Annotated in this window: 11 protein-coding genes and 1 pseudogene; 10 read left to right on the forward strand and 2 right to left on the reverse strand. The window is 67.8% G+C overall.

The window, feature by feature from the left end; all coding sequences use genetic code 11:
• Positions 1-71: 71 nt before the first annotated feature.
• Positions 72-116: pseudogene (locus ACOGXD_RS10860) on the forward strand (hypothetical protein); the annotation flags it as partial.
• A 35-nt stretch (positions 117-151) separates the two neighbouring features.
• Here the strand turns inward: ACOGXD_RS10860 and ACOGXD_RS10865 are convergent.
• Positions 152-586 carry a hypothetical protein gene (locus tag ACOGXD_RS10865; RefSeq protein WP_419917434.1) on the reverse strand — a complete coding sequence of 145 codons (435 nt, stop codon included), beginning with the start codon at positions 584-586 and terminating at the stop codon, positions 152-154.
• Positions 587-1,118: 532 nt separating this feature from the next.
• Between ACOGXD_RS10865 and infB the strand changes: the two genes are divergently transcribed.
• The 9 genes from infB to ACOGXD_RS10910 all read left to right on the forward strand — a co-directional run bounded on the left by infB (position 1,119) and on the right by ACOGXD_RS10910 (position 10,969).
• Positions 1,119-2,915, forward strand: a complete 1,797-nt coding sequence (gene infB, locus ACOGXD_RS10870; protein WP_419917395.1) for a translation initiation factor IF-2 — start codon at positions 1,119-1,121, stop codon at positions 2,913-2,915.
• 48 nt (positions 2,916-2,963) lie between these two features.
• Positions 2,964-3,365, forward strand: coding sequence for a ribosome-binding factor A (locus ACOGXD_RS10875; protein ID WP_419915018.1), 402 nt, complete (start codon positions 2,964-2,966; stop codon positions 3,363-3,365).
• A 5-nt stretch (positions 3,366-3,370) separates the two neighbouring features.
• Entirely contained in the window at positions 3,371-4,234 is an 864-nt protein-coding gene (gene truB, locus ACOGXD_RS10880) for a tRNA pseudouridine(55) synthase TruB (RefSeq protein ID WP_419915020.1), read from the forward strand.
• Between the two features lie 37 nt (positions 4,235-4,271).
• Positions 4,272-5,216 carry a bifunctional riboflavin kinase/FAD synthetase gene (locus ACOGXD_RS10885; protein WP_419915022.1) on the forward strand — a complete coding sequence of 315 codons (945 nt, stop codon included), beginning with the start codon at positions 4,272-4,274 and terminating at the stop codon, positions 5,214-5,216.
• A 185-nt stretch (positions 5,217-5,401) separates the two neighbouring features.
• Entirely contained in the window at positions 5,402-5,674 is a 273-nt protein-coding gene (gene rpsO, locus ACOGXD_RS10890; RefSeq protein WP_323673084.1) for a 30S ribosomal protein S15, read from the forward strand.
• 32 nt (positions 5,675-5,706) lie between these two features.
• Positions 5,707-8,235: a polyribonucleotide nucleotidyltransferase gene (locus ACOGXD_RS10895; protein WP_419915024.1), complete on the forward strand. Its 2,529-nt coding sequence runs from the start codon at positions 5,707-5,709 to the stop codon at positions 8,233-8,235.
• A gap of 80 nt (positions 8,236-8,315) precedes the next feature.
• The gene (dapB, locus tag ACOGXD_RS10900) at positions 8,316-9,083 is read left to right on the forward strand and encodes a 4-hydroxy-tetrahydrodipicolinate reductase (protein WP_419915026.1); all 768 of its coding nucleotides are present in this window, start codon (positions 8,316-8,318) and stop codon (positions 9,081-9,083) included.
• 71 nt (positions 9,084-9,154) lie between these two features.
• Positions 9,155-10,333, forward strand: a complete 1,179-nt coding sequence (locus ACOGXD_RS10905) for a sulfite oxidase (protein ID WP_419915028.1) — start codon at positions 9,155-9,157, stop codon at positions 10,331-10,333.
• Positions 10,334-10,678: 345 nt separating this feature from the next.
• On the forward strand, positions 10,679-10,969 hold the full coding sequence (locus ACOGXD_RS10910; protein WP_419915029.1) for a hypothetical protein: 291 nt from the start codon (positions 10,679-10,681) through the stop codon (positions 10,967-10,969).
• A gap of 49 nt (positions 10,970-11,018) precedes the next feature.
• On the opposite strand, the gene ACOGXD_RS10915 is transcribed toward ACOGXD_RS10910, so the two are convergent.
• Positions 11,019-13,994 (reverse strand): cell wall-binding repeat-containing protein, encoded by a 2,976-nt coding sequence (locus tag ACOGXD_RS10915; RefSeq protein WP_419915031.1) that lies wholly within the window; start codon positions 13,992-13,994, stop codon positions 11,019-11,021.
• Positions 13,995-14,303: the final 309 nt, after the last annotated feature.

Below are 14,303 nucleotides of genomic sequence, written 5' to 3' on the forward strand. Positions count from 1 at the left end.
GAACTTCCGACAGAAAGACCGACCGCTTGCCGAAGAAAGTCCGCGTTCACGAGCTCTCCAAAGAGCTGGGCATGACGCTCACCGAGGTGCTCGACGTATGCGAGTCGTTGGGCATCGGTGTGAAGACGCACTCGTCCAGCATGGAGGACGCTCAGGCTGACCGCGTCCGGCGCAAGGCCGCGCGTGAAGGACTGATTCGTGACGAGCCGCCGCCCGAGGCACGCAAGGCTCGTAAAGCGCCGGCGAAGGCTGCCGCTGCGACCTCGCGTGCAGCCCCGCGTGACGACTCGGCAGAGGCACAGCAGTCGCCGCCGGCGATCCGCCCGGCTCGCAAGGCCTCGGCTGAGTCGAAGCCGGATGAGCAGGCGGCACCGGCCTCGGAGCCAGCGGCGCAGGCTCCCGCAGCCGCGCCGGCCGCCGACGCACCGCCCCAGACTGCAGCTCCACCTGCTGCTGCGGCCGAGTCGGCTCCGCCGAAGGCACCGAGCGCTCCGCCGGACATGCCGCCGCCTGGCACTCCGCCGCCGAGCACGCTGCCATCGGCGGGTGCCCCGCCGCCGGTGCCGCCGCCACGGCGGTTGGTCACCTCCAGCGGCCAGGAATCAGCGCGGCCGATCCTGCCGCCGTCCGGGCGTCCGGCAGCGCGCGCGGAGGAACCGGCCGCGCCGTCGAGGCCAGCGCCGGACGAGGCCGCCGGATCTGCCCTGCCGCCGCCTCCTCCTTCTCGTCTGCCGGTGCCACCGAAATCTGCCGATGGCCGACCGATCCCGCCCCCGCCGGCGGCGCCTCGCTCGGGATCCGGCAAGCCGATCCCTCCGCCGCCGGGCCCTCCCCGCACATCAGCTCGCAGCGGGGGCCCGTATCGCTCGGGTCCCCCCGGCGGGTTCCGGCGTCCCGCGGGCGGCGGTGACCGTCCGCACGGTGGCGGTCCAGGCGGCGGGCGCGCGCACGCGGGAGCACCGCCACCCCCCGGCGGCCGTCCGGGCGGACCCCCCGGCGGTGCTCGTCCGGGAGGCCCGCGAGGAGCACCGCGAGGCGGTCCACGAGGCCGGCCGCGCCGCCGCCGTCGTCGCCAGCGCGAGGAACTGCAGCCTCAGCAGCTCACCGCCTACACGCCGGTGGATGCACCCGTTCCCGAGGGCGAAATCGTCATCGAGCGGGGATCGACGGCTCAAGAAGTGGCCGCTCGGCTGAACCGCTCGGCCGCCGACATCGTGCGATTCCTGCTGCAGCAGGGCGAGATGGTGACGGCCACCCAGTCGCTCAGCGATGACATGATCGAGCTCTTCGCTGCTGAGCTCGGTGCCGAGGTGCGCATCACCGAGCCCGGCGCGGAGCAGGAAGAGGAGCTGCTGCGGGCGCTCGAAGTCGACCTCGCTGACGAGGGCGCTCAGATCCGGCCGGCGGTGGTGACGGTCATGGGCCACGTCGACCACGGCAAGACGCTGTTGCTCGACCGCATCCGTTCCTCGAACGTCGTCGAGGGCGAGGCGGGCGGCATCACGCAGCACATCGGTGCCTACCAGACCACGCGCGGCGATCACCGGATCACGTTCATCGACACCCCCGGTCACGAGGCCTTCACGGCGATGCGGGCCAGGGGAGCGCAGGCCACTGATGTCGTCGTGCTGGTGGTGGCCGCCGACGACGGCGTCATGCCGCAGACGGCCGAAGCCATCGACCATGCGCAGGCGGCCGAGGTGCCGATCATCGTGGCCATCAACAAGATGGATCGGCCCGGTGCCGACGCCGATCGGGTGCGAGCCCAGCTCGCCGAGCGGGGCTTGGTGCCCGAGTCGTACGGCGGCGACGTGATCACCGTGCCCATGTCGGCCATGACGGGTGAGGGCATCGACGAGCTGCTGGACCAGATCCTGCTCGTCGCCGAGCTTGAGGAGCTCACGGCCCCCGCGTCCGGGCGCGCAGTGGGCATCGTGCTCGAGGCCCATCTCGACCGCGGCCGTGGCCCGGTCGCGACAGTGCTGGTGCAGCGCGGCACGCTGCGCATCGGCGAGCCGATGGTCGCCGGGGCCGCGTGGGGCCGCGTGCGTGCCATGACTGATGATCGCGGCGCCCCGCTCAGCGAAGCGGGTCCGTCCATGCCTGTGGAAGTGCTCGGTCTCGGCGAGGTGGCGCGCTCGGGCGACCTGTTCGTCGTGGCACCAGACGAGAAGACCGCAGGCAAGGTGGCGGAGACCCGCGAGCACTGGCAGCGCCAGGCCAGCCTGGCCGGCACCGCCGGCGGAAGCGGCGGCGGAGCCCGGCTGGAGGACATCTTCAAGCAGGTGCAGGCCGGCGAAACGGCCACCCTCAACCTGGTGCTCAAGGCGGATGTCCATGGCTCGCTCGAGGCGGTCACCGACAGCCTGCGCAAACTCGAGCGCGAGGACGTCAAGCTCTCCTTTGTAAGCCGCGGTGTCGGCGGCATCAATGAGAACGACGTACAGCTCGCAGCTGCTTCGGAAGCCACGATCATCGGCTTCAACGTGCGTCCCGACCGCAATGCGCGCCAGACGGCCGAGACCGAGGACGTAGAAGTCCGGCTCTACGAGATCATCTACGACCTCATTTCCGATGTGCAGAACGCCATGGTCGGCCTGCTCGAGCCGGAATTCGAGGAGATCGTGGTGGGCGAGGCACAGGTGCGCCAGGTCTTTCGCATCTCGGGCGTGGGACCTGTGGCCGGCTGCGTCGTGGAGCACGGCAACGTGCGCAGCGGCGCCAAGGTCAGGTTCCTGCGTGACGGCACGATCATCTGGAAGGGCGCGGTCTCCTCGCTGCGGCACTTCCAGGACGACGTCGCTGAGGTGTCCGCGGGCATGGAGTGCGGTATCGGTCTCTCTGACTTCTCTGATCTGAAAGAGGGCGATGTGATCGAGACGTACACCGAGCGCGAGATCGCCCGCGTCGCCTGACGGCGCAGCCGCCCGATGGCCAGTCGCTCCCGCCGTCGGCGGCGCACGATGCCGACTGCGCACGGATACGAGCGGACCGATCGGGTTGCCCAGCTCGTGCGCGGCATTGTGGCATCGGAGATGGAACGGCTTGACGAGTCGTTCGAGGGCATCGTGATCGCCGGCGTGGAAGTCGATCGTGAGCTGAGCGTCGCCGTGGTGCACTACGACGTGCGCGACGACGATGCTGCAGACAGGGCGGCCGCGGCGTTCGATGAGCACCATCACCGACTGCAGCGGGCTTTGGGTGCGAGCACCAGCCTGAGACGCACTCCCACGCTTCGCTTCCGCCGCGACCGGGGTGCCGTGGCTGCCGAGCGGATCGACGACCTGCTGGCGGGCCTCTCCGATCTGCAGCACGAGCCACCGCCCTCGTCCGATGCTGGCGATGGGCAGGACGAGGGACCCTGAACGGCATGGCGCGACGCCGTCCGTCCACCGTTCATGGCAGCGTCATCGTCGACAAGCCGCACGGGCCCACCTCGCACGATGTAGTGGCCCTGCTGCGCCGCCGATTCGGCGAGCGGCGCATCGGCCACGCCGGCACGCTCGACCCGTCCGCAACGGGCGTCCTGGTGGTCGGCATCGGCAGTGCGACGCGCCTGCTGCGATTCGCCACCGCAGGTCGCAAGAGCTATGAGTGCGAGATCGTGTTCGGAGTCGAAACCAGCACGCTCGATGCCGCCGGCGAGACCCTCGCGACCTGGTGCATGCACCTCGATCCCACGGAGGTTGCCGACGCGGCTGCGGGCTTCGTCGGCTCGATCTCCCAGCTGCCGCCGATGGTGTCTGCCGTCCGTGTCGGCGGTCGCCGCCTGCACGAGATCGCCCGGTCGGGCGACGCTGCAGAACGCGTGCCGCGCCCGGTCGAGGTTTACCGATTCGACGTAGAGGCCACCGGTGATCCGCAGGTGTACCGGGCGTCGGTCGACTGTTCCGCCGGCACCTACGTCAGGACGCTCGGCGCCGACCTGGGGAGCGCGCTGGGTGGCGGGGCTCACATTCGAGCGCTCCGGCGGACGCGCAGCGGCTCGTTCTCGCTGGCCGAGGCCGAGCTCCCCGATCAGGCGGCGCTGCGACCGCCCGGCGAGTTGGTTCGTGACCTGCTCCAGATCCGTCTGTCCGACGATGACGCCGCCAACGCCCGCCAAGGCGCTCATTTGGCCGCTCATCGCTACGAAGGCTCAGGCCCGTGGACGCTCTTCGATCCCGACGGTCGGCTCGTCGCGGTACATGAGCGCGCTGACGGTCGCCTGCGGGCGACGGTATTGCCCTCGTAGAGCGTGCGCGGACCGGCCTCTGAGTAGCGTTGCGCGCATGGAGGTCATCCGCGACTTGGACTGGTGCCCGGTGCTCGAGCACGGCAGCGTCGTGACCGTGGGGGAGTACGACGGCGTCCACCGCGGACACCGGACCGTGATCTCGGAGATGCATCGCCTCGCAGCGGAGCGGGGGTGCGCGACCGCGGTCGTGACCTTCGACCGTCATCCCGCCACGGTGGTGCGACCGGATTCCGCCCCGCTGCTGCTGTGCGACCTCGACCACAAGCTCGAACTGCTCGCCGAGACCGGCGTCGACTTCACGCTGGTGGTTACCTTCGACGAAGCGCAGGCGGCGGTGCCCGCCGAGCAGTTCGCACAGGAGATACTCGTCAGATGCCTGTCAGCACGGGCTGTTGTGGTCGGCGCCGACTTCCATTTCGGCAAGGGACGCCGGGGCAATATCGAGACGCTGCGCCAGGTCGGCGCCACCTACGGCTACGAAGTTGTCGGGCTCCCGCTGGTGAAGCAGATGACCGGCGACGGCGACGTGATCTCATCCACGTCGATCCGTGAAGCGCTGGCTGCGGGTGATGTCGAGCGGGCCCACCGGCTGCTCGGGCGACCGTTCGAGGTCCGTGGCGTGGTCACGCTCGGAGACCGCCGCGGCCGCCAGATCGGAGTGCCCACCGCCAACCTGCCCACCACCCCCGACCTGCAGATTCCCGCCGACGGCGTCTACGCCGCGTGGTACGTGCGCCCCGATGGCGCCCAATACCCGGCGGCTGTCAACATCGGCCGCCGCCCGACGTTCTACGAGTTCGCAGAGCGCTCGCTCATCGAGGCGCACCTGATCGGCTTCCGTGGCGATCTCTACGACGAGACCGCCAAGGTCCGCTTCGTCCGCAGGCTGCGGCCCGAGCGCCGCTTCGACGGCGTTGACGAACTGAAGGCTCAGCTTCGCCGAGACATCGAAGACGCCGCAAAGTGCCTTCACACCTGACTCGCCTGGCACTGATGCCATAGCTGGGGGTCTCGCCGCCTCCCCAGCGGGTGCACCGCAGTTCTGCTGGTAGCCTGCACGGCTGACAAGAGACAGAAGACCACGGCCGGGTTGTCCGGCCAGTTCGTCGCAGCAGGCCTCCCATCGGCCGTGCGACGGCAACACAGAGGGAATACAGCAACGGCATGAGTGCCAAGAGATCAAGTCCAGCGGCCTCGGTGATCGACGAACATCGCCATTCCGAGGCCGATACCGGATCGCCAGAGGTGCAGGTCGCTCAATTGAGCGCCCGGATTGACCACCTCACCGAACACCTCCAGACCCACCACAAGGATCACCACAGCCGCCGAGGGCTGTTGAAGCTCGTCGGACGTCGGCGCAGGTTGCTCGACTACCTGAACGCCAACGACGTCGAGCGGTATCGAGCTTTGATCGCAAAGCTCGGCCTCCGGCGCTGACCACCGATCCCCACCCCACAACAGGAGCAGACATGGCTGAAGCCATTTCGGTCACCGGTCCCATCGCGGGCACCGACAAGACCATCACCTTCGAGACCGGCGTGCTCGCCGGGCTCGCAAACGGGGCGGTCACGTCCCGCATCGGCGACACGCAGGTGCTCGTCACCGCAACCGCATCGAGCCGCCCACGCGACGGCGCATCGTTCTTCCCGCTTACCGTCGACATCGAGGAGCGCATGTACGCCGTGGGCCGGATTCCCGGTTCATTCTTCCGGCGAGAGGGGCGTGCATCCGACGATGCGATCCTCACGTGTCGGCTGATCGACCGCCCGCTGCGGCCGAACTTCCCGGGCGACTACCGCCACGACACCCACATCGTGGGCACGATCCTCGGCGCCGACCATGTCAACCCGTACGACCTGGTGGCGCTGAACGGCGCGTCGGCCGCCCTGTGGCTGAGCGGCATCCCGTTCGACTGCCCGATCGCCGGCGTGCGGATCGCCTACTCCACCGACGGCGAGTGGATCCCCTTCGCCACCCACGAAGAGTCCGAGGCCGCCACGTTCGAGATGGTGGTGGCCGGTCGCCAGCTCGACAGCGGCGACATCGCCGTGATGATGGTGGAGGCCGGTGGCACCGAGAAGGCGTTTGAGTACTACGCCGAGGGCGCGCCGAAGGTCACCGAGGACGTGCTTGCGAGCGGTCTCGAAGCCTCCAAGCAATGGATCGACGACATCATCGAGATGCAGAAGTCGCTGCGCCGGCTGGTCGAGGAGCAATCCGGGCCGATCTCGGCGATGGAGTACACGTCCAGCAAGGACTACTCCGACGAGGTGCTCGATCGCGTCCGCGAAGTTGCCACCGACCGCATGCGTGAGGTGATGGCGATCGCCGACAAGGCTGACCGCGAGGCGGCACAGTCTGAGACCAGCAGCGCCGTGGTCGACGAGGTCGCCGCAGAGTTCGCCGATCTCGACGGCGCCAAGGATCAGATCCGCGAGGCCGTCAGGTCGCTGTCGAAAGAGATCGTGCGCGAGCGCATCGTGGCCGACGGCTTCCGTATCGATGGACGCGCCACAGATGAAGTCCGGCCGCTCTCGTCGGTCGCGGGCTACCTCGGCCGCACCGCTCACGGTTCGGGCCTGTTCCAGCGCGGCGAGACCCAGGTGCTGAATGTCACCACCCTGGCGATGTCCCGGATGGAGCAGATCGTCGACACCCTGAATCCGCAGGACCGGCGCCGGTTCATGCATCACTACAACTTCCCGCCGTTCTCCACCGGCGAGGCCGGTTTCATGCGGGGCCCCAAGCGGCGTGAGATCGGCCACGGCGCACTCGCCGAGCGTGCGATCTTCCCGGTCATCCCGTCCAAGGAAGATTTCCCGTACGCGATCCGGCTGGTGTCCGACGTGCTCACTTCCAACGGGTCCACCTCGATGGGGTCGGTGTGCGCATCGTCGCTGTCGCTGATGGATGCCGGCGTGCCGATCGTGGACCACGTCGCCGGTGTCGCGATGGGCCTGGTGTATGCCGACGGCAAGTACGTGACGCTCACCGACATCCTGGGTGCCGAAGACGCCTTCGGCGACATGGACTTCAAGGTCGCCGGCACCGAAGACGCCATCACGGCACTCCAGCTCGACACCAAGATCGACGGCATTCCCGCCGAGGTGTTGGCCCAGGCGCTGCAACAGGCCCGGCAGGCTCGCCTGCAGATCCTCGAGGTAATGCGCACTGCGATTGCCGAGCCGAGGCCCGATGTCGGCGAGACGGCGCCGAAGATCACCAGCTTCGAGATCCCGATCGACAAGATCGCCGAGGTCATCGGACCGCGGGGCAAGGTCATCAACTCCATCCAGGAGGAGACCGGCGCCGACATCAATGTGGACGACGACGGCACCGTAGGCACTGTCAGCATCGGCGCTACCGACCGCGAGGTGGTGGAAGAGGCCGAGCGGCAGATCCGGCTGATCGTCAACCCGCCGACGCCCGACGTGGGTGCCACCTACGAGGGCCGGGTGGTCAACATCACCAAGTTCGGTGCCTTCGTGAACGTGCTGCCCGGCACCGACGGCTTGCTGCACATCTCCAAGCTGGGCGGCCGCCGGCGGCTGAACTCGGTCGAGGAAGTGCTCGAGCTCGGCGATGTGGTCAGCGTGATCGTCGAGGAGATTGACCCCAACGGCAAGATCAGCCTCTCGCCGGCCGATCCGACCCAGGTCGGCGGCTCGGAGGGCGATGACGACGGGGCCGACGACGACGCGCCGCCGCGGCGTGAACGCGGCCGCGACCGGGACAGGGGCGGCAGCGGCAACGGCACACGCCGCTCGCGCACGCCGGTGACCGCCGCAGTGCCGGCAGGCGATGGTGCAGATGCACCGGCTGCCGCCGCCGATGGCGATGACGAGGGCGGCGCCGCATCGGCACCGAGCGGCACAGCCCGCGAGGACGTCTCGTTCGGTGAGCACTTCGAGCAGATCGCGAAGGATGTCTACGGCGACCTCGGGCCCGAGCTCGAGCAGTCCGGACGGGGATCAGGCCGCCGCCGCGGCCGCCGTTGAGCGGGTTCCGCTCGCCGGATAGGTCGTGCGGCCGTCCGCCACACAACGAGGCGTTCTGACCCGCCACTAGCGTGACCATCGTGAAAGTGCTGGTATTCGGCGCGGGTGGACGGATGGGCGCCACGGTGTGCGAGGCCGTGGCCGCCGATGCCGATCTGGAACTTGCAGCCGGTGTGGACCCAGGTGCGCCGGGCCAGCGCGACGTCACCGGCAGCATCGACATCGTGGCGTCGGTCGCCGACATCGACCCGGCGGGCGTCGACGTGGCTGTCGACTTCACGGTTGCCGCGGCAGCCCGCGAGAACTTGAGATGGTGCGCGCAGAACGGTGTCCACGCCGTTGTCGGTACCAGCGGCCTCGATCTCGACGACTACGAGCGATGCCGGGCGGCGTTCACCGCCAGCAATTGCCTCATCGCCCCGAACTTTGCCATCGGGGCGGTGCTCATGATGCGCTTCGCCGAGCTTGCCGCTCCGTTCTTCCCGACAGCCGAGGTCATCGAGCTGCATCACGACAACAAGGTGGATGCGCCCTCTGGCACCGCCATGCAGACCGTGCGTGCGATGGCAGAGGCCTCCGATGACTGGGGGCCCGATCCCACCCGCGACGAGGTGGTGCCGGGCGCCCGCGGCGGCAAAGGTCCCGGCGGCATTCCCGTTCACTCCGTGCGGCTGCGGGGACTGGTGGCGCACCAGCAGGTGCTGCTGGGCACGGCCGGCGAGACGCTCACCATCCGACACGACAGCCTGGACCGGGTGTCGTTCATGCCAGGCGTGCTGCTCGCCTGCAAGTCCATCGGCGAGTACCCCGGCGTCACGATCGGCCTCGATACGTACCTGCAGCTCTAGTTCGTGCGGGGCCAATGGTGACCGAGGCCGCGCAACCTCGACCGCTCTGGGAGTTCGCCCACGAGCGGGGGATGAGCCGGCGCCGGTTCCTCTGGCTGCTGTCGGCGGGCGGGGCATCGGCCGTGCTGGCCGCATGCACGGGCACACGGGTTCCTGTTGAGACGCTGGCGTCGAAGGCCCCGGCCGTCGGGACGGCGCCATGGTTCAAGGACCCGGCGCCATTCATCGTGCGCGGCACCTCAGGCCTCGAAGCTCGTCTCGAGAACATGGACGGGCTGATCACCCCGGAACGCTTCTTCTTCGTGCGGAACAACTCGGTCAGCCTCGATGTCGCGGTCGACGACTGGTCGCTGAGCATCACCGGCGACGCCGTAACCACGGAGCTCGCGCTGTCCTATGACGACCTGCTCGCCATGGAGAGCCGAACGCTGGAGGCGTACCTCGAATGCGCCGGGAACCACCGGGCCATGTTCGACCTGGTCAATGGCCAGGCGGCCGAGGGCACCCAGTGGGGGACCGGCGCCGTCGGCAATGCCACGTGGACCGGTGTGCCGCTCGCGGACGTGCTGAGCGCGGCGGGCATCAGCGACGACGCCGTCAGCGTGATCCTGATCGGCATGGACATCGATTCGCCCGAAGTGGGCTTCCGCCGTGTGATCCCGGTGGCCAAGGCGATGGACCCCGACACGTTGCTGGTGCACGGCATGAACGGCGCCACGCTGCCGCGCGACCACGGCTACCCGCTTCGGGCGCTCGTCCCGGGCTGGGTCGGCAGCACGAGCATCAAGTGGCTCAGCCGCATCGTGGTCTCGGCTTCCCAGCAGTGGGCCCGCAACAACACCACGTCGTACGTATTGATCGGCGATGCATACCCGCCCGAGGGCCAAGCCGAAGGAAAGGTGGCGACCACCCAGACCATCAAGAGCGCGCTCGCGCTGCCCTGGCCGGCCGAACTCGACACCGGCGAGCACCGCATCGGCGGCTACGCCCATTCCCCGGCAGGCAGGATCGCCGCTGTCGAATGGAGCGACGACTCGGGCAATTCGTGGCAGGAAGCGCAGCTCGCCGGCCCGCAGGCGCGCCTCGGCTGGGCCCGATTCGAATTCACCTGGGATGCGCCCACCGGCCTTCACACCGTGATGACCCGGGCCACCGATACCGCCGGCAATACCCAGCCCCACTCGGTCCCCTTCAACCGCAAGGGCTACCTCTTCAACCAGCCAGTGCCCCACCCCATCAAAGTCGTGTAGGACACGACGAGGCGGTGTCATCGCCGGACAACAGTGGGTCACAAGAAATGACTCGCACACCTAGCGTCAGTCTTCGTACTCTCGCCCGATGCCACCTCGAGCGGAACGTCATCCAGACAAGGACGTCAATTCCGCTTTGAAGGCAATGAGTGACGCGGGTTGGCGCGTCGAGCGCTCAGCAGGCCGTTCATCGCACGCTTGGGGCAGGGCCTTTTGTCCTCACGCCGGCCAGAGCGAGCACTTGGACTGCGCTGTCTCGATCTCCGGTACACCTCGAAGCGGTAGCAACGAGGCACGTAGACTGAGGAGGCGCATCAGGCGGTGCCAGCGAATCGGCGAGGGCACATGACTCAGTCAAGTTCAACGAATCGCAACCCTGTGCATCACTTCGTGCTGGTTACCGAGGGATGTGACCTGCTCGACAACGCCAATCTCGAAGCGCTCTACGAGGCGGGCTGCACCGATGCCAGCATCGGACATCGCACCGTGGAGTTTGATCGCGAAGCGCCGACGCGCTGGGAGGCCATCCAGCAGGCGATTCGAGACGTAAGCACGGTCACGGGACTCCGGGTCGTTGACGTCCGCGACAGCATGGACGCCGTGCCCACGGAACCGCCTGCACCTGCCTTCACGTAGACCGCGAACAGCGCCCCACCCCATCAACGTCGCGTGACCCCGCGATACATCAGGTGCCGCCGGGGTCGGGAACCGTGATCGAGGTTTCCCCGATCAGCCACCCATCGCCGCCGCCCCATGGGTGACAGGTGCCGGCACTGATCGGGCCTGGGCAGGCGTAGAGCCGCACGAGGTAGCGCCTGCCGGGCTCCAATTGCAGGTCATACCAGTTGCCGCCAGGAAAGCTGTCCAGAAAGTTGACTCGCTCGCACTTCGTGTTCGTGGGTCGTGTGTTTCCCTCAGCACATGCGCCCCAGAGCCATTGGACGAAGTAGGACTGTGCTTTGGCGTCCGGATCCCACCTCATGCGGTAGCACGGGTGAACCGCGCCGGTGTCTTCGTGCAGCCACGAGCAGGTCCCGAGGGGAGTCTGTTCGATCTGCAACGCAGGAGGCGCCGTGTCCTGTCGTTCGGCAGTGATCGTGACTGTCGCGTAGATGAAACAACCCGGTGGCAGGCCCAACCGTCGCAGAAAGTACGTCTCGTAGGCATCGTCGCAGGCGAGCACGGTGAAGTCGTAGGAGTTGCCTTCGTCCACCTCGGACAGGACATGCGTCGTGCCGTCGACTCGGACGGCGTTATTCAGTGATCTGCACGTCTTGAAACCACAGATTCTGTAATACGAGGCGCGCGGCGCCGGCGTCCAGCTCAGGTCGAACACGATCGACGTATCGGTTCCAACGTATGCCGGACGTTGCGTAGCAGTGACCTCCGTGACAGGCGGCAGCACCTGAAACCCTTCACTCCCGGATTGACCAGCTCCTACAGCGGACTCCGGTCGGACGACGAAGCCGTATTCCCGTGCGTAATCGGTCATGTCGATCGTGCCTGCGGGGAAGTCGTACGAAGTCGTGTTCGCTGACACGGTTTCTGCGGACACGGTGCTGAATTCGTACGCGAGGCCGGTGCGGATGCTCTGTCGCCGTCGTAGCTCGATGGTGTAGCCCGTCACGGGCTCGATGTCGAACGCGGTCTGTGGCGGTTGCCATGTGAGTCGGGCGCTGCCGTCGGGCTCAACTCTCAGCGAGACTTCCGGCCGCGTCGGTGCCATGCGCACACAGGCGGGATGACCATCGCCCGTCGGCCACCCTTGGGCGACCAGCTCGTAGCACGGGTACACCGAGACAACTGTCGGGTCTCCAAGCCCACTCGACCTCACTGATGCCGGATAACCGTCGAGGGAACCGAGGACTGCGTCATCGTCGGCCGCGAAGATGTGTTTGGCCGGTTGGCTCCAGACACCCGGGGTATCTCTGGTATTGGAGGGGCGCCGGAATTCGCCGATTTTCGCCCTGAGGCGTATGGCTCCCGTGGCGCGGCCGTAGAGGTGCGGTGCTCCGACGTTGTGGTCCAGTTCGTGCTCGACTACGTACGGCCAGTACTGCTGCAACGGTCTGAGCGCCGGAGCTAGGCCGTCGTCCGGATCGTGCTTCAGGAACGTCGTGCCGACGGGCCCGCCGAGCTGGCCTCGCCCCGCGGCATTTGGAGTGGCTTTCGGGTTTGCGATGTAAACGAGCATTGCGTGCCCGACGTGTGGGGTCATGGGAGGGAGACTGTCGAAGCAGTCCCTTGGGGCGAGGCCACCTGGTCCCCAGTCGTCGCTGAAGCCCTCGGGCCTCGCGAGAACCTCGGAAACGATGATCTGGCCGGGTTGGAAGCTGACGTTCAGCAGGCCTGAGGATTGCCATGCATAGAACGGGGCTATCACCCGGTTGTAGTGCGCCGCGTAGTCCTCGAGATCGGATTGGGCGAAGTGATGTTCATAGCCCTGCTCGGCGCAGACGTGAACGTTGACGCTCAGTTCACCGCGGGGCCGCTGCCACCACGCGCGGGCGGCGCGGGTGCCGTCGGATGGCGAAACGCGCACGGCGTCGTTCGCGAACTGCTCGTCGTCTGCGACCTGAGGATCGTCCCCGGATGATGAACCTCCGCCTTGAGGGGTTGTGCCTGCGAGTTCTTGGAGTGCTTCGCTGCTCACTGCGGACCGCGGTCCGACTGCGGTGATGGTGCCGGTGAGGGCGGTCTGTGAGGTGAGCACATCGGCCCAGGTCTTGGCGAAATCGGTGACTGCCTTGGGCACGCTGGTGCCGGCGGGTGGTGCGAGCAGCAGCGGCTGGCACGGGCCGCGCACGGATGCGGCCGCGAGTCCGCCGTAGGGATCGGTGCCGCTGGCCACGGCGATGTCGTCAACCGGTCCGCACGCGGGGTCCGTCAGTGACTCGCGGGCGATCATGGCGGCGGTGGAGTACCGGTCATCGCCGGCGATGCGCCTCGGGTTGAGATTGAGCGCGCTGAGTTCGTCGTGGGCTGCTTTGGAAACAGCTGCTGTGCCGCCCAGGACTACAACCTGCCCGTTGCTGGCCAGCCTCGCCTGCAGGAACTGGCGCGCATCGGCGCCGAGAGCGGCCTTGGGCGTGAGCACGAGCGGCGTCGTGGCAGTGACCCGCGGCGCTGCGGCGATGGCGTCGGCGAAGTTGGCGCCGGTGGCCAGGTACACCACCGACACCTGCGACGGGGCGGCGAACTCGGCGACCTTGCGCGCCGTCTCATAGCGGTCCGTACCTGCGATGCGCTGCGCCTTGGCGCCCAACGCGACGAGCTGGTCCTGGACTTGCTGTGAGATCGCTGCAGTTCCGCCGAGAATGACGATGTCGATGCTGCCGGGACATCCCTGCACGAATCGGCGCGCTGTGGGGTGCAGGGTGGCCGAGCCGCTCAGCAGCAGCGGTCGGTCCAGCGCCGACGCGGCCAGCGCATCGGGCCAGTTCTCGCCGGTGGCGAGCGCCAACTCGACCGAGCCGTCCGACGCGGCAACGCTTGCGCAGTCGCCGCCGATCGCCGCCACCGCGACCTCGTACGCGTCAGCGCCGTCGGCCCACTCGACTGCTGGCGCGGTCTGCGCACCGGCAGGACTCGCCGACACCGCCACGACTGCCAGCACCCCGACCAACCCGAACAGCGCTCGCGTGAACCATCGCAGCTTCAACGGGCAATCCACCCCACGGCTGCGAGCGGGGGTGCACTGTGCCCGTGAAATGGAAGTCGGCGAGGGCATCAGCCCAACGAAAGGCGAGCGAGGAATCACGGCGCGCAGCGTAATGCGGGCGTCCATTCACATCTGTGCTGGTCATGTAGAAATGCTCACAAAGACGAACCTCCGCAACTTGATCGTCCGCAATCCAGCAGGCGATGCGTGATGTCAGTGCAGTTCCCGGGCTGCAGGTCGTCGATATCCGCGACAGTGTGGACGCCGTGGCCACCGAATCGCCAGAACACGCCCTCAGATAACTGCGGC

The sequence above is a fragment of the Candidatus Poriferisodalis sp. genome (assembly GCF_965204125.1).
Classification (GTDB): Bacteria; Actinomycetota; Acidimicrobiia; order Acidimicrobiales; family Poriferisodalaceae; genus Poriferisodalis.

Coding starts and splice junctions, on each gene's coding strand:
- ACOGXD_RS10875 (WP_419915018.1), top strand. CDS start 2,964: ATGCCGACTGCGCACGGATACGAGCGGACCGATCGGGTTGCCCAGCTC.
- truB (WP_419915020.1), top strand. CDS start 3,371: ATGGCGCGACGCCGTCCGTCCACCGTTCATGGCAGCGTCATCGTCGAC.
- ACOGXD_RS10885 (WP_419915022.1), top strand. CDS start 4,272: ATGGAGGTCATCCGCGACTTGGACTGGTGCCCGGTGCTCGAGCACGGC.
- rpsO (WP_323673084.1), top strand. CDS start 5,402: ATGAGTGCCAAGAGATCAAGTCCAGCGGCCTCGGTGATCGACGAACAT.
- ACOGXD_RS10895 (WP_419915024.1), top strand. CDS start 5,707: ATGGCTGAAGCCATTTCGGTCACCGGTCCCATCGCGGGCACCGACAAG.
- ACOGXD_RS10905 (WP_419915028.1), top strand. CDS start 9,155: ATGAGCCGGCGCCGGTTCCTCTGGCTGCTGTCGGCGGGCGGGGCATCG.
- ACOGXD_RS10910 (WP_419915029.1), top strand. CDS start 10,679: ATGACTCAGTCAAGTTCAACGAATCGCAACCCTGTGCATCACTTCGTG.